Source organism: Noviherbaspirillum malthae, assembly GCF_015352985.1.
Lineage (GTDB): Bacteria > Pseudomonadota > Gammaproteobacteria > Burkholderiales > Burkholderiaceae_D > Noviherbaspirillum > Noviherbaspirillum malthae.
The window spans coordinates 361,464-378,459 of the sequence record NZ_JACYXF010000001.1 but is presented as its reverse complement, the minus strand read 5'-3'; the positions used below and the strand labels follow the sequence as shown (position 1 = coordinate 378,459).

At 61.7% G+C, this 16,996-nt stretch carries 20 protein-coding genes and 1 tRNA gene; 16 read left to right on the top strand and 5 right to left on the bottom strand.

The features are described 5' to 3' along the window. Positions 1-3 precede the first annotated feature (3 nt). The 13 genes from IGW03_RS01825 (at position 4) to trmB (ending at position 7,025) form a co-directional block, all read left to right on the top strand. Complete coding sequence (locus IGW03_RS01825) at positions 4-474, top strand: HNH endonuclease signature motif containing protein (RefSeq protein WP_194720787.1); 471 nt, start codon at positions 4-6, stop codon at positions 472-474. 16 nt (positions 475-490) lie between these two features. Next, positions 491-1,000: a hypothetical protein gene (locus tag IGW03_RS01820; protein ID WP_194720786.1), complete on the top strand. Its 510-nt coding sequence runs from the start codon at positions 491-493 to the stop codon at positions 998-1,000. Between the two features lie 77 nt (positions 1,001-1,077). Then, a complete protein-coding gene (locus tag IGW03_RS01815) occupies positions 1,078-1,866 on the top strand; it encodes a hypothetical protein (protein ID WP_194720785.1) in 789 nt (262 codons plus the stop codon). Next, on the top strand, positions 1,866-2,414 hold the full coding sequence (locus tag IGW03_RS01810; protein ID WP_194720784.1) for a DUF551 domain-containing protein: 549 nt from the start codon (positions 1,866-1,868) through the stop codon (positions 2,412-2,414). The genes IGW03_RS01815 and IGW03_RS01810 overlap by 1 nt, the downstream gene beginning before the upstream one ends. Beyond that, the gene (locus IGW03_RS01805) at positions 2,407-3,072 is read left to right on the top strand and encodes an HNH endonuclease signature motif containing protein (protein ID WP_194720783.1); all 666 of its coding nucleotides are present in this window, start codon (positions 2,407-2,409) and stop codon (positions 3,070-3,072) included. The genes IGW03_RS01810 and IGW03_RS01805 overlap by 8 nt, the downstream gene beginning before the upstream one ends. After that, the gene (locus tag IGW03_RS01800; protein ID WP_194720782.1) at positions 3,053-3,301 is read left to right on the top strand and encodes a hypothetical protein; all 249 of its coding nucleotides are present in this window, start codon (positions 3,053-3,055) and stop codon (positions 3,299-3,301) included. Before IGW03_RS01805 ends, IGW03_RS01800 begins: the two co-directional genes overlap by 20 nt. Position 3,302: 1 nt before the next feature. Continuing rightward, complete coding sequence (locus tag IGW03_RS01795) at positions 3,303-3,941, top strand: hypothetical protein (RefSeq protein ID WP_194720781.1); 639 nt, start codon at positions 3,303-3,305, stop codon at positions 3,939-3,941. Further along, positions 3,938-4,360, top strand: coding sequence for a hypothetical protein (locus IGW03_RS01790; RefSeq protein ID WP_194720780.1), 423 nt, complete (start codon positions 3,938-3,940; stop codon positions 4,358-4,360). Before IGW03_RS01795 ends, IGW03_RS01790 begins: the two co-directional genes overlap by 4 nt. A 2-nt stretch (positions 4,361-4,362) precedes the next feature. Beyond that, complete coding sequence (locus IGW03_RS01785) at positions 4,363-4,788, top strand: hypothetical protein (RefSeq protein WP_194720779.1); 426 nt, start codon at positions 4,363-4,365, stop codon at positions 4,786-4,788. 18 nt (positions 4,789-4,806) lie between these two features. After that, a complete protein-coding gene (locus tag IGW03_RS01780; RefSeq protein ID WP_194720778.1) occupies positions 4,807-5,025 on the top strand; it encodes a DUF4224 domain-containing protein in 219 nt (72 codons plus the stop codon). Then, the gene (locus tag IGW03_RS01775; RefSeq protein WP_194720777.1) at positions 5,006-6,034 is read left to right on the top strand and encodes a tyrosine-type recombinase/integrase; all 1,029 of its coding nucleotides are present in this window, start codon (positions 5,006-5,008) and stop codon (positions 6,032-6,034) included. Before IGW03_RS01780 ends, IGW03_RS01775 begins: the two co-directional genes overlap by 20 nt. 88 nt (positions 6,035-6,122) lie before the next feature. Next, positions 6,123-6,196 (top strand) — tRNA-Gly (locus IGW03_RS01770). A 148-nt stretch (positions 6,197-6,344) separates the two neighbouring features. Further along, on the top strand, positions 6,345-7,025 hold the full coding sequence (trmB, locus tag IGW03_RS01765) for a tRNA (guanosine(46)-N7)-methyltransferase TrmB (RefSeq protein WP_228534976.1): 681 nt from the start codon (positions 6,345-6,347) through the stop codon (positions 7,023-7,025). 106 nt (positions 7,026-7,131) lie between these two features. On the opposite strand, the gene IGW03_RS01760 is transcribed toward trmB, so the two are convergent. From IGW03_RS01760 to IGW03_RS01740, 5 genes are all read right to left on the bottom strand, one after another. Then, positions 7,132-7,677: a gluconokinase gene (locus IGW03_RS01760; protein ID WP_228534899.1), complete on the bottom strand. Its 546-nt coding sequence runs from the start codon at positions 7,675-7,677 to the stop codon at positions 7,132-7,134. 105 nt (positions 7,678-7,782) lie between these two features. Further along, a complete protein-coding gene (gene recQ / locus IGW03_RS01755) occupies positions 7,783-9,606 on the bottom strand; it encodes a DNA helicase RecQ (protein WP_194720775.1) in 1,824 nt (607 codons plus the stop codon). A gap of 75 nt (positions 9,607-9,681) precedes the next feature. Then, positions 9,682-10,515, bottom strand: coding sequence for an undecaprenyl-diphosphate phosphatase (locus tag IGW03_RS01750; RefSeq protein WP_194720774.1), 834 nt, complete (start codon positions 10,513-10,515; stop codon positions 9,682-9,684). 95 nt (positions 10,516-10,610) lie between these two features. Then, positions 10,611-11,162, bottom strand: a complete 552-nt coding sequence (locus IGW03_RS01745) for a DUF1439 domain-containing protein (protein WP_194720773.1) — start codon at positions 11,160-11,162, stop codon at positions 10,611-10,613. A 10-nt stretch (positions 11,163-11,172) separates the two neighbouring features. Continuing rightward, a complete protein-coding gene (locus IGW03_RS01740) occupies positions 11,173-11,442 on the bottom strand; it encodes a YkgJ family cysteine cluster protein (RefSeq protein ID WP_228534974.1) in 270 nt (89 codons plus the stop codon). Between the two features lie 340 nt (positions 11,443-11,782). Here IGW03_RS01740 and IGW03_RS01735 point away from each other — a divergent pair, with 340 nt between their 5' ends. From IGW03_RS01735 to IGW03_RS01725, 3 genes are all read left to right on the top strand, one after another. Beyond that, positions 11,783-12,439, top strand: coding sequence for a TetR/AcrR family transcriptional regulator (locus IGW03_RS01735; RefSeq protein ID WP_194720771.1), 657 nt, complete (start codon positions 11,783-11,785; stop codon positions 12,437-12,439). Positions 12,440-12,449: 10 nt separating this feature from the next. Then, entirely contained in the window at positions 12,450-13,658 is a 1,209-nt protein-coding gene (locus IGW03_RS01730) for an efflux RND transporter periplasmic adaptor subunit (protein WP_228534897.1), read from the top strand. Positions 13,659-13,725: 67 nt separating this feature from the next. Then, positions 13,726-16,947: an efflux RND transporter permease subunit gene (locus IGW03_RS01725; protein WP_194720770.1), complete on the top strand. Its 3,222-nt coding sequence runs from the start codon at positions 13,726-13,728 to the stop codon at positions 16,945-16,947. Positions 16,948-16,996 lie beyond the last annotated feature (49 nt).

The following is a 16,996-nucleotide window of genomic DNA, read 5'->3' as shown; positions in this document are numbered from 1 at the left end:
CCAATGTTCGGGATTGACCACGCCATAGTCAAAAAGCGCTTCGACGCCAAGGTGCGGATCACGCCCGGATGTTGGCTCTGGGCAGGCGCAAAGAATTCTTGGGGCTATGGAGCCATGACGATCAACAGCAAAGACTTCGGAGCTCATGCGGTTTCCTACGCTCTTTACGTCGGCCCCATTGCCGCAGGAATGAGGGTTCTGCATCGCTGCGATACACCTGCATGCGTGAACCCTGACCATCTCTTCTTGGGCACTCAGAAGGACAACATCGCCGACATGGACGCCAAGGGCCGCAGGCGTCCGGCCAAGGGCGTAGCGAACCATTTCGCAAAGCTCACGGAAGAAGCAGTCAGAGCAATCGACATCGATCCACGGACCTACCGGGCAATCGCCAGCAGCTACGGGATCTCGGCAGCCATCGTCTCTGACATCAAAAACCGCCGTATCTGGACTCACCTCTTCAACCAAAACTAAAACCAAGGAATCATCAATGTTTGATCTCGACCACACCCTAGTGAAGTTAACCAATGTAAATGCGAGGGCAGAAAAACATGGGGACGATAACGTCCTCGCCTGCGACCTCTCCATTGATGCACGCATGCCGAACGACGTCCTGTCCATGTTCTCGTCGACCTTGAAGAACGCCATCTATTTCAAGGACGAGTCTGTCCAGGGTGATCTGGTCGACGACAAGACCCACGCGCCCAACCTGCGCAACCCGAAGCTCGGCGCCCTCAAGTGGGACGACACCTTCGAGCACATGCAATTCCGCGTGCACCACGGCGTGCGCGACGAAGACGACATCGTCTTCTCGGAATCGAAGGTCGATCACTTCAAGTTCACCTGCCAAGAAGGCGGCACCGTCGTCGTCAGCTTCCGCGTGCAGGTCCGCCCGACTGAGACCGACGCGGCCAAGCTGCTGACCATGATCTCCAGCGAGGTGCACGTCAGCCTCATCTCCGAGATCGGCGACCAGGACGATCTGCAGGAAGCAGCGTAACGACTCACCGAGCCGGCGCCGCGAAATGTCCACCATCAGGTGAAGTAGCAGCGGCCGGCTCTCCCATAGGAAGCAGCATGACCACACTCACTGACGATCAGATTAAAGAAATCGCAAATTCGAACGGCCATCCCGCTGATGGTGTCTGGGTAGGCTTTCTGGAACAGGATGTCGTTTCCTTTGGCCGCGCCATTCTCCGGGTCGCGCAGGCTGAGATTGAAGCGCTGCGAGCCGAGCGCGATAAATACAAGATCGCTTGGCAGGAATGGAGCTATAAGACCGACTGGGTACAGGAGCAACTGAGCACCTTCCCACTTGACTCACTTGGTAAGCACCGCGCCGATATCATGCGCAAGGAAATCGAGACGCTGCGCAGCAAATGCGCCATGTTGCAGCCTGCCGTACCTGAAGCAAAACAGGGTTATGCGGTTGTGCCGGTAGAGCCGACCGAAAGTATGGTCGTTGCGGGCTTCGAATCATGGCCGGATCGATTCTTCAGCAAGCCGGAAGACTGGGAAGCATTTGAGCAGATGACGGGCTGCCAACAGGCTGCGCACAAGGCTCGCCTCTGCTACGCCGCTATGCTTGCCGCCGCTCCCCAGGTAGATGACGCGGCATCTACCGATGACACGCCACCCCCATGCGATAAAGAAATTCACGAAAACGGCACCGTTGTCGCCATCATGGACGGCGGCAAGCTGGCAATGGAGGGCATCGTAACGGAAGCTTGCCGGCGTGAAGGCGTGCCAACGATGGATTGGCACTACTTCGGCGGTCGCGCAATGGTAAAGACATTGGGCGATGCAGAGAAAGCCAGAGCTGCCCTCAAAACCGCAATCCCACGATTTATCGATGGGGGCCAATAATGAGCGACACACTCATCAATGCGCTGAAGCATGCGCTCGAGCACATCGAGAAAACGCCCCACGGCGTCAACTGCTTCCTCCACAACGATGGCGGGGAATTCGACCGATGCTTCTGCATGAAGGAGAGCATCTCAACTCACCTCGCCGAAGTGCTGGAAGCTGCACCAGAAGCAAATCCGGACTATGTGCAGCGGTTCCAAGATGCTCTCGCCCAGCATTGGGCGGTATGCGGTTTCGTGCCCGCCGGCGCAATCCCTGACCACATCTATGCCGCTATGCATTCCGGCTTCACTGGTGGGTGGAACGCTGCGGTTGAAGATGGCCTTGCCGCCACACCGACATGTGGCTCCAGCGCTAACACCCTCACATGGACGATGGTGTCCGAGCGGATGCCGGACAGCGACATGACCGTCATGCTGTTCGATCCAACCTCGGACGAGCCGGTCTGGCCGGGGTATCACGATGGCGAGGCATGGAAATTCGCAGACGGCATGCCGGCAAATCCGACGCACTGGGCTGAGATGCCGGAGGGGCCCAAAAATGACTAAGTCGCGCGGGATTTTGCCGCCTCGGATCATCTGGACTGCTGAGCTCGATGCCGAGCTTTCCCGTCGCTACCCGAATGAGAAAGCTGCCGACCTTGCTGCCGCGCTAGGGATGAAGGTTCACATCGTCTATGCCAGGGCGAAAAAACTAGGACTGAAAAAGTCGGAAGCGTTCTTTGCAGACCCTGCACTCTCAGGCCGCACTGATGGGGCCCGCGGCGCATCCTCGCGCTTCGCCAAAGGTAACGTGCCGTGGACGCAGGGGAAGAAGGGCTTGAGTCTTAGCCCTGCAACCCAGTTCAAGAAGGGGCAGCGCCCGGTCAACTACATGGACGTCGGCAGCGAGAAGATGCACATGGGTTATGTATGGCTGAAGGTGGCCGATGGCGGCTGGCCTGATGCTTGGCGCCCAAAGCACCACGTACTGTGGCAGCAGATCTCCGGATGCCCAATCCCAAATGGTCACATGATCTCCTTCCGAGACGGCGATCGATTCAACTTCACCCCTTCGAATCTTGAGCTTGTCAGCAAAGTGGAATGGATGAAGCGAAATACCAGGCACAACCTGCCTCCTGAAATTAACGAGGTGATTCAGCTGCGCGCTGTCCTCACCCGCCACATCAACAAGCGGAGCAAAGCACATGAGCAAGAAAACCATTGAGGACCTGCGCAGCGTCCTGTTCGACACGATCGACGCAGTCAAGGAGGGCAAGATGGATATCGATCGTGCCAAGACAATTTCCGACCTCGCCCAAGTCATGGTGAACACGGCGAAAGTCGAGGTAGAGCATGCTAAGGTGACGGGCCAGAACGGTAGCGGATTCTTGGAAAAGCAGTCAGAGCTCCCAAAGGGCATCACCGGCGTAACCGTCCACCGGCTGGCAGGTTGATATGAAAGAACGCCCTATCCTTTTCAGCGCGCCGATGGTGCGCGCCATCCTCGACGGGACCAAGACTCAGACGCGGCGCGCTCTCCTCGTGCAGCCGCTGGATGTACTCCCAATGGAAGGTGAAGCCGCCGGTAAGCAGTGGGTCGGCCTGATGACCCGAGATCCGAAGCCGGAGGGAACTGTTTTCCGCTGCAAGTTCGGCCAGACAGGCGACCGGCTTTGGGTGCGCGAGACCTTCGCCCAGTTCATCGACTACGACGTGATAGACGGGCGCAGCGTAGAGCTAGACCGGGACTTCGTCTACCGCGCCGACGGAGAAGATCAGAAACGGCATACGGCCTGGCGTCCTTCCATTCACATGCCACGCGCGGCAAGCCGCATTGACTTGGAAATCACCGGTGTGCGCATCGAGCGGCTGACCGACTGCAGTGAGGCAGATGCGATCGCCGAGGGCATTGAGCGCAGTGGCGAGTGCAACTGGTGCGATTACCTCGACTACGGCTACAACGACTTCACCAATGCCCGGCACAGCTACCGATCCCTCTGGGAGTCGATCAACGGCGCCGGCAGCTGGGAAGCAAATCCATGGGTCTGGGTGGTGGAGTTCAAGCGCGTCGAGGCGCTGAGGATGGCGGCATGACTGACGACGACATCCGTTTTCGCTTTTTCAGGGATCTGAACGCAGAGCAGCGTCTTGCTGTTTTCAAGGCATTCGGCGTCTATCCGGAAAACTGCACCGAGTCAGTGAATCATGGCATCGAGCGCCGCATGCTGGATGCGATTTTGAAGCGCAAGCCGGCACCGGCCGTGACGCCAGAGCGCGCCACCAGTTACCGGGCCGCTCCGCATGCCTTGAGCAATTACGACTGGGTGCCGTTCGATGAGCAGGTGCCAGAGCAGCGAGACAAAGATGCGGAGCGCTGGCGGGCTCTGGTCAAGTACCGATATACCGCCTATGTCCGGTGGTGTGAGGCATCCAAAACGCCGCCGGCCAGCTTCGAGTCGTTCGCTGACGCGGAGAACATCATCATTGACGCCCGCATCGAGAAAGATCGCTGATCATGCCGATTAAGCCAGAGAACAAGCATCGCCATCCGGAGAACTGGAAGCAGATTCGGGCCGCGATTCTTGAACGCGCCGGCAACTGCTGCGAAGCATGCCGGGTGCCGAACCGTGCGCGGATCACGCGCGGCGCCGGTGAAAACGTCGGCACATTCATGGACATGGATGGCTATGTCTTTGACGCCGACAACGGCGCCCAGCTCGGTCGCGTTCGGCATGCCGACTACGAAGGAACAGGCAAGTGGATCGACGTCGTTCTCACGATCGCCCACCTCGACCACATTCCCGAGAACTGCGACCCGACCAACCTTCGCGCCTGGTGCCAGCGCTGCCATCTGCGGCACGACGCCCAGCACCACGCTGAGAACGCACGACAGACGCGGCGTAATCGCCTGATGAACCGCGATCTATTCGAACCCGCTTAGGAGAAAGAGAGGTAAATCATGAGTGCTACCTTCCTGGACGAAAACGAACTGGCCGAATTTACCGGCCGCAAGTTCAAGTCCAAGCAGATAGAAGCCCTCCGCAAGATGGGCATTGCATTCTTCGTGAATGCTGTGGGGAAGCCGGTCGTTACCAGGTCGGCAATCGAAGGCAAAAAAGAGCAGATACAACATCAGCCGAAGTGGGAGATGCCGCGTCATGGGAAGAAAGCCAAGTAAGAACCTCAACATGCCGCAGCACATGCGCAAACGGGCGCAGCGCAGCGGCAAGGTTTATTACTACTTTGACACAGGGGAAAAGCCGCGGCGGGAGATTCCCCTCGGGGATGATTACCTGATCGCGCTTCAGAAGTATGCGGAGCTGCGGAAGAATGCCGAGACGCCGGCGGCGACGTTCGGCGCCGTCATCGAGCGATACGAGCGGGACGTGCTGCCGACCTTGGCGCGCAACACGATCAAGACGCACACCAGCGACATGAAGCACCTGAAGTTTTCTTTCAGCAGCGCGCCTATCGACCAGATCCGCCCGATGCACATCCAGGCGTTCCTCGATGACCACCGCGACAAGCCGACGACGGCAAACCGGTGCAAGCGCCTGTTCTCGGTCCTGTGGAATACGGCCCGGGGATGGGGTTACACCGATCTGCCGAACCCATGCGCCGGTATCATGGGGCACTCGATCGAGAAGAAGACCGCCTACGTTTCCGATACGGTTTTCGCCGCGGTGCGGGAATGCGCCAGCGAGGCGCTGCGGGACGCCCTCGACCTTGCCTATTACACCGCCCAGCGACCGGCCGACACGCTCAAGATGCGCGGCCGCGACATCGCCAACGGTTTCCTCGAGGTCAGCCAGGGCAAGACCAAAAAGCGGCTGCGGATCTCGATCACCGGCGCGCTGGCCGAGCTGCTGGGAAGGATTGCCGTGCGCAAGGCCCAGCACAAGATCAACCATGACCAGCTGCTCATGAACAGCGACGGCAAGCCATTCACTCAGCCGGCGCTGCGCAGCCATTTCGACCGGGCAAGGATTGCAGCAAAGAAGAAGTATCCGGAGCTTGCTGACCAGATCGAGAATTTCAAGTTTCGCGACCTTCGAGCGAAGGCGGCAGACGACACCTCAGACCAGCGCGGACAGCAGGCGGCGGCCGATCTTCTGGGGCATGACAACGTGAAAACGACCCAGCGCCATTACCTGCGGCGCGGCAAGATTGTGGAGCCGACGAAGTGAGAAATTCGCGGTTTTGCGGAGCGGGTTTTTAGAATTGCGGAGCGGACGAGGCCAGAAGTCGGAAGGAATGGCTTAAAATAAGGGCTTGGCGGGTGTAGCTCAATGGTAGAGCAGAAGCTTCCCAAGCTTACGACGAGGGTTCGATTCCCTTCACCCGCTCCAGCTTACCAAGACGCATGGCACCGGCGGGTGCCATTTTTATTTGCAATTTTCCAATTCAAGCATGTCCGACAAACCATCCAGCCATGACGGCCAAGACAACCAGGGCTCTCGGGAAGATCACGATGCCGACACCGGCAGCGCGCGCCAGATGCTGTACGACCCGACCGAGCACCGCATCCGCAGTTTCGTCACCCGCGCCGGGCGCCTGTCGACTGCGCAGGCTCGCGCCATCGACACGCTGGGACCGCAGTTCTGCATTCCCTATGTGAAGCAGGCCTTCGATTTCGACCAGGCCTTCGGACGCGGCGCGCCGACGATACTCGAAATCGGTTTCGGCATGGGCGATACCACGGCAAAGATCGCCGCAGGCATGCCGGAAAAGAATTTCGTCGGCGTGGAAGTGCATACGCCGGGCGTGGGCAGCCTGCTCAAGCTGATCGGCGAAGAGAACCTGCAGAACCTGCGCTTGATCCAGCATGATGCCTTCGAAGTCGTCACGCACATGGTAAAGCCGGATTCCCTGGCGGGCGTGCATGTGTTCTTTCCCGATCCCTGGCACAAGGCGCGCCACAACAAGCGCCGCCTGATCCAGCCGCCCTTCGTGCAGCTGCTCGCCTCGCGCCTCGCGCCGGGCGGCTACCTGCATTGCGCGACCGACTGGCAGGAATATGCGGAGCAGATGCTGCAGGTGCTGGGCGACGAGCCGACACTGAAAAACACCGCCGACGGCTACGCACCGCGGCCGGACTATCGGCCGGTGACCAAGTTCGAGAACCGCGGCCTCAAGCTCGGCCACGGCGTCTGGGATCTGGTGTTCGTCAAGCGTTGAACTGAAGGACTGTCACGGTCTCGGTCAGATCAATGAGCGAGACGGAACCTGATTGCGGATGAACGTCAGGAAGCATCGGACTGCCTTGAATGCCAATCAGGGCAGCTCACGGCTTCCCCGTGAACGAATGCTGCCGCAGGTGACGCAGCGCCTCTTCGACCAGAGCATCAGGCGGGTTGCGGATATCCACGCGCAGGCCGAATTCGTCGGGCTGCAGCGGCTCCAGGTCGCGGAACTGGCTGTCGAGGAGCGTCATGGGCATGAAGTGGTTGGCTCTTGCCTGCATGCGCTCGGCAATCAGCTCGCGGTCGCCGTCCAGGTGCAGGAAAAACAGCTGGGGATCGCCTTCGCGCAGCAGGTCCCGGTAACTGCGCTTGAGCGCCGAACAAGACAGGACCAGCCCGCTCCCGGAAGATGCCGCGGCGCGCAGACGCTGCTGCAGCAGGAGCAGCCAGCCATGGCGGTCAGCATCGTCGAGCGGGATGCCGGATGACATCTTGGCGATGTTGGCAGGCGGATGGTCGTCATCGCCTTCCGCGTAATCGATGCCGATGCGCTCTGCCAGCGCCTTGCCGACGCTGCTCTTGCCGCAGCCGCTCACACCCATGACAACACAGCGCAGGGCCTGCGGCGCCCGATCGTTGTTCAGCATCCCTGTTCCCTTTCACGACGGTGATTGCAAGGAGTTCCGGCGTTTCCCCGGCGGTTCTGGCCGGCGCACGGCGGCGGAGAACACGAACGATCAGAGGCGCAGCGCCTACTCCAGTTCCGCAATCAGCGCCACGATCTCCTCGCCGTAGGTCTGCAGCTTCTTCTCCCCTACGCCGGATACATGCCGCAGATCTTCCAGCGACGTGGGGCGGTTCTTCGCGATCTCGCGCATGGTCGCGTCGTGGAAAATCACATAGGCCGGTACGTTGTGCTTGCGCGCGGTTTCGACGCGCCACCAGCGCAGCTTTTCGAATACCGCCTGCTCGGCGCTCGACAGGTCGGCCTCGACATAGCCCTTCGACCTGCCCGCTTCGCGCCGCTTCTTGACCGGCTTCTGGTATTGCCGCAGCTGTATCCTGCGTTCACTTTTCAGCACCGGACGCGCCTCGTCGGTCAGCTTGAGCGAACCATAGGCGTCATGATCGACCGTCACCAGGCCGAGTGCGATGGCCTGGCGCAGGATGGCGCGCCACTCCGCTTCGCTGACCTCGCTGCCGATGCCGAAGGTGGACAGCTTGTCATGCCGCCACTGCCTGACCTTGTCGGAATCGATGCCGCGCAACACGTCGATCACATGGCCGGCGCCGAAGCGCTGGTCGACGCGATAGATGGTCGACAGCAGCTTCTGCATCGGTACCGTGCCGTCGAAGGAAACCGGCGGGTTGAGGCAGATGTCGCAGTTGCCGCAGGGCGTGGACGGCTGGCCGAAGTAATCGAGCAGCCGCACGCGCCGGCAGTTGAGGGTTTCGCACAGGCCGAGCATGGCATCGAGCTTGGCGGACTGCACGCGCTTGAAATTGTCGTCGGCTTCGGATTCGTCGATCATGCGGCGCTGCTGCACCACGTCCTGCAGGCCGTAGGCCATCCAGGCGTCGGCCGGGGCGCCATCGCGGCCTGCGCGGCCGGTTTCCTGGTAATAGCCTTCTATGCTTTTCGGCAGGTCGAGGTGGGCGACGAAGCGCACGTCCGGCTTGTCGATGCCCATGCCGAAGGCGATGGTAGCGACCATCACGATCGCTTCCTCGCGCAGGAAGCGCGCCTGGTTGGCGGTGCGCACCGGCATGTCCATGCCGGCGTGATACGGCAAGGCATTGATGCCCTGCGACTGCAGGAACTCGGCGGTTTCCTCCACCTTCTTGCGCGACAGGCAATACACGACGCCGGCCTCGCCCGGATGCTCCTCGTTGATGAAGTCGAGTACCTGCTTGCGGGCATTGGTCTTTTCGACGATCTGGTAGCGGATGTTGGGCCGGTCAAAGGAAGAGACGAACTGCATCGCGTCGTCGAGCTGCAGCCGGTGCGCGATCTCGGCGCGGGTCTGCGGATCGGCGGTGGCGGTCAGCGCGATGCGCGGCACCTGCGGGAAGCGCTCGTGCAGCACCGACAGGCGGATATATTCCGGGCGGAAATCATGGCCCCATTGCGATACGCAGTGGGCTTCGTCGATGGCGAACAGGGCGATATTCGACGCTTCCAGCAGGTCGAGGCAGCGCGGCGTCATCAGGCGCTCGGGCGCGACGTAGATCAGGTCGAGTTCGCCGTTGCGCACCATGCGTTCGGTACGCATCGCTTCGTCGAAAGTCTGGGTGGAATTGAGAAAGGCGGCGCGGACGCCGACTTCGGCGAGCGCATCGACCTGGTCCTGCATCAGCGCGATCAGCGGCGACACCACCACCCCGACGCCGTCGCGCATGAGCGCCGGGATCTGGTAGCAGAGGGACTTGCCGCCGCCGGTGGGCATGAGCACCAATGCGTCGCCGCCACGGGCGACGTGGTTCACGATATCGGCCTGCTGGCCGCGAAACGAGGGATAACCGAAGACCGTTTGGAGGATATGCAATGCACGGTCGTTGCTAGCGATTTCAGACATGCCGCTATTTTAGAGCATGCAGACTCGGCGCTGCGCCGTTGCGGCGACTTCACCGCACGGCACAGCGCGACAGTATCAATCCGCCCACACCACCCAGCCGCCGTAGGCTGACGCAATGACAATGAAACCGAACACGATCCGGTACCAGGCGAAGACCGTGAAGTCGTGCGAGCTGATGTAGCGCAGCAGCCAGCGCACGCACAGGAAGGCCGACACGAATGCCGCCGCCGCGCCGACGCTGAACCAGGGCAGGTCGGACATTTCCAGTAGGTCGCGCGACTTGTAGAGCGAATAGATGGTCGCGGCGAACAGTGTCGGAATCGCAAGAAAGAAGGAGAACTCGGTGGCTGCCTTGCGCGACAGGCCGAACAGCATGCCGCCGATGATGGTCGCGCCGGAACGGCTGGTGCCCGGAATCAGCGCGAAGGATTGCGCCAGTCCCACCTTGAGCGCGTCGAGCGCCGTCATGTCGTCCACCGAGTCGATGCGAACCGCCTTCGGCGAATTGCGGTTGCGGCGCTCCACCCACAGGATGACCAGGCCGCCGACGATGAAGGCGGCCGCCACCGGGACCGGGGCGAACAGATGCGCCTTGATGGCCTTGTTGAACAGGAAACCGAGCGCGGCGGCGGGGATGAAGGCAATGATCACATTCATCGCGAAGCGCTGCGCCTTGCGGTCGCTGCCGAGGCCGGTCAGCACGCTGGCGATGCGTTTCCGGTATTCCCAGCACACTGCAAGCATTGCGCCGGCCTGGATCACGATTTCGAATACCTTGACCTTCTCTCCGGTGAAATTGAGCAGGCTGCCCGCGAGGATGAGGTGGCCCGTGGAGGAGATCGGCAGGAATTCGGTCAGGCCTTCGACGATACCCATGATGAGCGCCTTGAGCGCAAGCGTAAGATCCATAAGCAGACGGGTTTCAGTTCAAGAGTTGAAAATTCGGGTCAATAAAAAACCCGCGGGAACCAGCGCCGCGCGGGTCGGGTGAAAAAGCCGGCGGATTATTTCACCGGCTCGAAGGTTATCACGACAGCGTCTTGCCTCATCGCAATGGCAGTCGGGTTGAAGCTCGTTCCGGCAAACCTCAGGTCCTCGGGCCGGAAGGTGTACAGGGGCATGTCCATCAGCAGCTGTTCGGCGAGGAAGCTGCCGATGCGCGTCACCTGGCTGGCATAGGCCGGATCCAGTCCGTTGATGTTCATGCCTTCGACACGCGGATCGGCCAATACCACCGCATAGCGCGCCATGTCGACCTGCGGCCTGCCCGAAATGGCAAGATTGCCGGTCCAGGATCTGTTGATCAGCGGAGGGGCAATCGAGATGTCCATGCCGGTCAGCAGGCGGTTGCCTTCAGGCTGCAGCGACACGCGCGGATTGGTCACGCGAATGTCGAGCAGCTGCAGGAAGCGGTTATTGAACGGAAAGCGCTGCGAAATCGCGTCCTGCAGCCTTGCCAGCGGAATTTCACGGGTCTGCGGCCCCATCAGCGAGGCGCAGGAACACAGCAGCACCAGCAGGATGCATTGGCAAACCCAGCCCAACCGGAATTTCATTGACCCTCCATCAGCCATCTACCGGATCGGCTGCGGTAAGCCGTTCCAGCTGCGCCAGGAAATGCATCGCCTGCCCGCTCGATTCGCCGCACATCTCCCGCGTCGCCTGCAGACTTTCGCATACAGCCGGCCGTTCGGGTTTGCCGAAAATCATGCATTGGTTCAACTCGTCGAGCTGGATGCAGCGCACGCCGGCCGGCTTGCCGTCGGGCATGCCGGGAATCGCCGATGAAATCGAGGGCGCGATGCAGCAGGCGCCGCACCCTGCCCGGCATGCCATCTTGCTCATGGTGCGGCACCCGAACGGGCGGCAGGCCCGAGCCCGGGGTCAGGATGACGGGCAGGAACAGTCGGCTGTTCTGTTTCGATAAGATTCATGGACATTGAGTCAGAACGTGGCGCTGTTCTTTCTGTGCGCGCCGATCGCTGCGGGCGGTTCGAAGATGCTGCGATTCTACTGGGTATCGGCTTCGACTACCTGACAGCTTTGTCAGACAGAAGTACATCGGCACATCGCATGGCCGGTACAAATAATGTGGGATAAACGCCTTGACGCTGCGGATACCCAACCTTATATTACTGACTCGTAAGTAAGTTATTTGCACAATTTTATTTCCCACATGAATTGCCCTTTCAAGAAGCCCCGCTGGACCCGACGCAAGGAAGCACGCCCGCAGGAACTGCTCGCCGCCGCGCTGGATCTGTTCGTCGAACGCGGCTATGCAGCCACCCGCCTCGATGACGTGGCGGCGCAGGCCGGCGTGTCCAAGGGAACGCTCTACCTGTATTTCACCAACAAGGAAGAATTGTTCAAGGCGGTGGTCCGCGAGAACGTGGTGCCGGTGCTGGGCGAAGCGGAAGAAATCGTCGACAGCTTCCAGGGCCCTACCGCAGACCTGTTCCACCATATCGCCCACGGCTGGTGGGAGCGCATGGGCACGACGAAGCTGTCCGGCATTACCAAGCTGATGGTCGCCGAATCGAACAACTTCCCCGAAGTGGCCAGGTTCTACCACGATGAAGTGATCTCGCGCGGCAATGCCATGATCGCGCGCATGCTCGAGCGCGGCATCGAGCGCGGCGAGTTCCGCAACATCGATATCAAGCAGGCAATGAACGTGGTGTGCGCGCCGATGATCATGCTGCTGCTATGGAAGCATTCCTTCGGCGCGCTGGGCCATGGCGAAGCCGCGATGTCGCCGGAAAAGTACCTCAACAGTTTCATCGACCTTCTCCTGCACGGGGTGCTCAAGCCTGCAGCCATGCCGTCCTCCTGATGAAAACATCATGCTGAAACGCCGTTCATTCTGGATCATTCTTGCCGTCTGCCTGCTGGTGGCCGGCATCGCCGCAGCCATGCTGAAAAAACCCGCCGCCGGCAAGACGCCGCAAGCCGCGGCCGCAGCAGCGCCGGCCGTGATGGAATTCCTGCCGACCGACGTGATGCAGGTGCAGGCCGCCGAGCTGCGCCGGCTGATGCCGCTGTCGGGTTCGCTGCGCGCGCTCAACCAGGTGAGCGTGAAAGCGCGCGTGCCGGGCGACGTGCGCGAAGTGCTGGTGCGCGAAGGCGAGGCGGTAAAACAGGGCCAGGTGCTGGTACGCATGGACGCCGCCGATTACCAGGCGCGCGTCGGCCAGGCGCAGGGCGCGCTGGCTGCCGCGCGCGGACAGCTCGACATCGCTACCAAGTCGCGCGACAACAACCGCGCGCTGCTCGACAAGGGCTTCATTTCCAGGAATGCGTTCGACAACGCCGCCAGCCAGTACGACATCGCCCGCGCCAACGTGGAGTCGGCGCGCGGCGCGCTCGACGTGGCGCAGAAGGCGCTGGGCGACACGGTGATCAAGTCGCCGATGGCCGGGCTGGTCAGCATGCGCTCGGTGCAGCCGGGCGAAAAAGTCTCTGCCGACAACCGCCTGCTGGATGTGGTGGATCTTGGCCAGATGGAAATGGAGGCCGCCGTGCCCGCTTCCGAAATCGGCAGCGTGGCGCTCGGCCAGGAAGTGGAAGTAAAAATCGAAGGCCTGTCGAAACCCTTCCCCGGCAAGGTGGCCCGCATCAATCCGGCGACGCAGTCGGGCTCGCGCTCCATCCTGGTCTATGTGCAGATCCCCAATCCCGACAATGCACTGCGCGTGGGCATGTTCGGCGAGGCGCAGCTGGTGCTGGCGAAGAAAAGCGGCGTGCTGACGGTGCCGCGCACCGCGATCCAGCGCGACGGCGGCGAGCCTTACGTGTATGCGATCGAAGCCGGCAAGCTGACGCGCCGCGCGGTGACGCTTGGAGAGAACGGCGACAGCGGCGGCATCGAAGCCGTCGAAATTGCCGGCGGGCTCGATGCCGGCATGCAGATCGTCAGGACCAACCTGGGCGTGCTGCGCACCGGAACGGCGGTCAGGCTGGTCGGCGCCGGCACTCAGGCGGGGCCCAACGTCAACGGCCCCAATGCCAATCCCGCGCCGGTCGCCAGCACGGCCACGGCAACGACTCAGTAAACATTGAACGAATACGGCGCGCAGCGGCATCACAAACGCTGCGCCGCACGCTGAACGAAGGCACACCATGTGGTTCACCCGCATTAGCATCGGCAATCCGGTCCTCGCCACCATGATGATGATGGTGCTGGTCGTGCTCGGGCTGTTTTCCTACCAGCGCCTGCGGGTCGACCAGTTCCCCGACATCACCTTTCCCGTCGTCGTGGTGCAGACCGATTATCCCGGCGCTTCGCCGGAGACCATCGAGTCCGACATCACCCGCAAGGTCGAGGAAACGGTCAACACCATCAACGGCATCAAGAACCTGTATTCCCGCTCCTACGAAGGCAGCTCGGTGGTCATCATCGAGTTCGACCTGACCATCGATCCGGCCCAGGCGGCACAGGACGTGCGCGAGAAGGTTGCCCTGGTGAAGACGCTGTTCCGGCGCGAGGTGAAGGAACCGCGCGTGATGCGCTTCGATCCGGCCGACCAGCCCATCATGTCGATCGCCGTCACCAGCGACCCCTCGGTGCGCCAGCGCGACATGCGCGAACTCACCACCATCGCCGACCAGGTGGTGAAGAAGCGCCTGGAGAACGTGCGCGGCGTGGGTTCGGTCACGCTGGTGGGCGGCGTCAAGCGCGAGATCCAGATCTATGTGCGCCCCGGCGAGATGGAAGCGCTGGGCATCGGCATCGACCAGGTGATGAATGCGCTGCGCAACGAGAACCAGGAATTGCCGACCGGCGCCATCCGCTCGTCCGCCGACGAAAAGGTGGTGCAAATCCAAGGCAAGGTGAAGAACCCGCAGGACTTCAACCGCATCGTCATCGCGCGGCGCGGCGGCCAGCCGGTGACGCTGTCCCAGATCGCCACCGTGGTCGACGGCCAGGAAGAGCAGGAAAGCCTGGCGCTCTACAACGGCAAGCGCACGCTGGCGGTATCCATCCTCAAGGCACAGGGCCAGAACACCATCGATGTCGCCGACGGCATGAAGGAAGCGATCCGCGACCTGGAGCCGCGCCTGCAGGCGCTCTACCCCGGCGTGAAGATCGAGGTCATCAAGGACAGCTCGCGCCAAATCCGCACCGGCGTCGACAACGTGCGGCGCACCATGATCGAAGGCGCGGTGCTGACCATTCTCATCGTCTTCCTGTTCCTGAACTCCTGGCGCTCGACGGTGATTACCGGCCTGACTTTGCCGGTGGCCATCATCGGCACCTTCCTGTTCATGTACATCTTCGGCTTCACCATCAACATGATCACGCTGATGGCGCTGTCGCTGTGCGTGGGCCTGCTGATCGACGATGCGATCGTGGTGCGGGAAAACATCGTGCGCCATGCCGGCATGAAGGTGAACGGCCGCTATAAGGACCACCGCACCGCCTCGCTCGAAGGCACCGCCGAGATCGGGCTGGCGGTGCTGGCCACGACCTTCTCCATCGTCGCCGTGTTCCTGCCGGTGGGCTTCATGGGCGGCATCATCGGCCGCTTCTTCCACCAGTTCGGCATTACCGTCGTGGCGGCGGTGCTGATCTCGATGTTCGTGTCGTTCACATTGGACCCGATGCTGTCCTCGGTCTGGAAGGACCCGGCGGCACACGGCACGCATGAGGACAAGAGTTTGTACGGCCGCACCATCGGCCGCGTGCTCGCCTGGTTCGACGGCCTGGTGCAATGGATGTCGCGCACCTACCAGCGCCTGCTCGCCTGGTCGCTCAGGCGCCGCATGGCGACGCTGCTGATCGCGATTGCCACCTTCTTCGCCGGCTTCGCCATTCCCGCGTCCGGCCTGATCGGCACCGAATTCGTGCCGCAGGGCGACTATTCGGAAATGGGCGTGACCTATTACACGCCGGTCGGCTCCTCGCTGGAATTCACCGAATCGAAAACCCGCCAGGTGGAGAGCGTGCTGCGGGAATTCCCGGAAGTGCGCGACTTCTACACCACCGTCAATACGGGTTCGGCGCAGGGCAAGAACTATGCGACCACCTTCATCCGGCTGGCGCCGCGCAGCGAGCGCGAACGCAGCACCGGCCAGCTCGCCAATCCCATGCGCCAGCGCCTGCTGCAGGTGGCCGGCATTACCGTCACCCATGTCGGCTCGCTCGACGGCGTCGGCGGCGACAACAAGCAGCTGCGCCTGAGCCTGCAAGGCACCGACCTGAAGCAGCTGGCGCGGCTCACCGACGAGGCGATGGACAAGATCCGCGCCATTCCCGGCGTAGTCGATCTCGATTCCAGCCTGAAGGCGGAAAAGCCGACGATCGCGGTCGAACCCAAGCGCGACATCGGCGCCGACCTCGGTGTCGGCGTGGCCCAGATCGGCAATGCGCTGCGTCCGCTGCTGGCCGGCGACGAAACCACCACCTGGCGTGCGCCGGATGACGAGAACTACAACGTCAAGGTACGTCTCGCCCCGTCCGACCGCGACAATGCCGCCGACCTGTCGCGCCTGATGCTGGCCAGCACGCAGACCAATGCCGACGGCACGCCGCGCATGGTGCCGCTGCGCCAGGTGGCGACCATCACGCCGTCCACCGGCGCCAACCAGATCAACCGGCGCGATCTCAGCCGCGAGGTCGAACTGTCGGCCAACGTGGTCGGCCGCTCGCCCGGCGAGGTCAGCGCGCAGGTGCGCCAGGTGCTCGACGCCATGCACTGGCAGCCGGGCTACCGCTACCAGATGGGCGGCTCCACCAAGAGCATGCAGGAATCCTTCGGCTATGCGCTGTCGGCGCTGTTGTTGGCGATCATCTTCATCTACATGATCCTGGCCTCGCAGTTCGCCAGCTTCCTGCAGCCGGTGGCCATCATGTCGGCGCTGCCGATGACGCTGATCGGCGTGTTCCTGGCGCTGATGTTCTTCCGCTCGACGCTGAACATGTTTTCCATTATCGGCTTCATCATGCTGATGGGCCTGGTGACCAAGAATGCGATCCTGCTGGTCGACTTCGCCAACCAGGCGCGCAAGGCCGGCGCCGACCGCACCTCCGCCCTGCTCGAAGCCGCGCACGTGCGCCTGCGCCCCATCCTGATGACGACGCTGGCGATGGTGTTCGGCATGGTGCCGCTGGCCTTCGGCCTGGGCGAAGGCTCCGAGCAGCGCGCGCCCATGGGGCAGGCGGTAATTGGCGGCATTATCACTTCGTCACTGCTGACCCTGGTGGTGGTGCCGGTGATCTACACTTATCTTGACGATTTTGCAGCATGGGCAAGACGCAAATGGCACGGCGATACGGCGGATGCGCATCATGGCAAGCCCGCAACACCGGTGCTTCAAAGCAAAAACAACGATGCCGTTTGATAAAATAGCGAGTTTGTTTCCCATTCCTTTCTGACTCACTGGTCCTGAC

Coding starts and splice junctions, on each gene's coding strand:
- IGW03_RS01750 (WP_194720774.1), bottom strand. CDS start 10,515: ATGGATCTTACGCTTGCGCTCAAGGCGCTCATCATGGGTATCGTCGAA.
- IGW03_RS01790 (WP_194720780.1), top strand. CDS start 3,938: ATGACTGACGACGACATCCGTTTTCGCTTTTTCAGGGATCTGAACGCA.
- IGW03_RS01785 (WP_194720779.1), top strand. CDS start 4,363: ATGCCGATTAAGCCAGAGAACAAGCATCGCCATCCGGAGAACTGGAAG.
- IGW03_RS01815 (WP_194720785.1), top strand. CDS start 1,078: ATGACCACACTCACTGACGATCAGATTAAAGAAATCGCAAATTCGAAC.
- IGW03_RS01730 (WP_228534897.1), top strand. CDS start 12,450: ATGCTGAAACGCCGTTCATTCTGGATCATTCTTGCCGTCTGCCTGCTG.
- IGW03_RS01735 (WP_194720771.1), top strand. CDS start 11,783: ATGAATTGCCCTTTCAAGAAGCCCCGCTGGACCCGACGCAAGGAAGCA.
- trmB (WP_228534976.1), top strand. CDS start 6,345: ATGCTGTACGACCCGACCGAGCACCGCATCCGCAGTTTCGTCACCCGC.
- IGW03_RS01795 (WP_194720781.1), top strand. CDS start 3,303: ATGAAAGAACGCCCTATCCTTTTCAGCGCGCCGATGGTGCGCGCCATC.
- IGW03_RS01800 (WP_194720782.1), top strand. CDS start 3,053: ATGAGCAAGAAAACCATTGAGGACCTGCGCAGCGTCCTGTTCGACACG.
- IGW03_RS01805 (WP_194720783.1), top strand. CDS start 2,407: ATGACTAAGTCGCGCGGGATTTTGCCGCCTCGGATCATCTGGACTGCT.
- IGW03_RS01760 (WP_228534899.1), bottom strand. CDS start 7,677: ATGCTGAACAACGATCGGGCGCCGCAGGCCCTGCGCTGTGTTGTCATG.
- IGW03_RS01780 (WP_194720778.1), top strand. CDS start 4,807: ATGAGTGCTACCTTCCTGGACGAAAACGAACTGGCCGAATTTACCGGC.
- IGW03_RS01810 (WP_194720784.1), top strand. CDS start 1,866: ATGAGCGACACACTCATCAATGCGCTGAAGCATGCGCTCGAGCACATC.
- IGW03_RS01725 (WP_194720770.1), top strand. CDS start 13,726: ATGTGGTTCACCCGCATTAGCATCGGCAATCCGGTCCTCGCCACCATG.
- IGW03_RS01740 (WP_228534974.1), bottom strand. CDS start 11,442: ATGGCATGCCGGGCAGGGTGCGGCGCCTGCTGCATCGCGCCCTCGATT.
- recQ (WP_194720775.1), bottom strand. CDS start 9,606: ATGTCTGAAATCGCTAGCAACGACCGTGCATTGCATATCCTCCAAACG.
- IGW03_RS01775 (WP_194720777.1), top strand. CDS start 5,006: ATGGGAAGAAAGCCAAGTAAGAACCTCAACATGCCGCAGCACATGCGC.
- IGW03_RS01745 (WP_194720773.1), bottom strand. CDS start 11,162: ATGAAATTCCGGTTGGGCTGGGTTTGCCAATGCATCCTGCTGGTGCTG.
- IGW03_RS01825 (WP_194720787.1), top strand. CDS start 4: ATGTTCGGGATTGACCACGCCATAGTCAAAAAGCGCTTCGACGCCAAG.
- IGW03_RS01820 (WP_194720786.1), top strand. CDS start 491: ATGTTTGATCTCGACCACACCCTAGTGAAGTTAACCAATGTAAATGCG.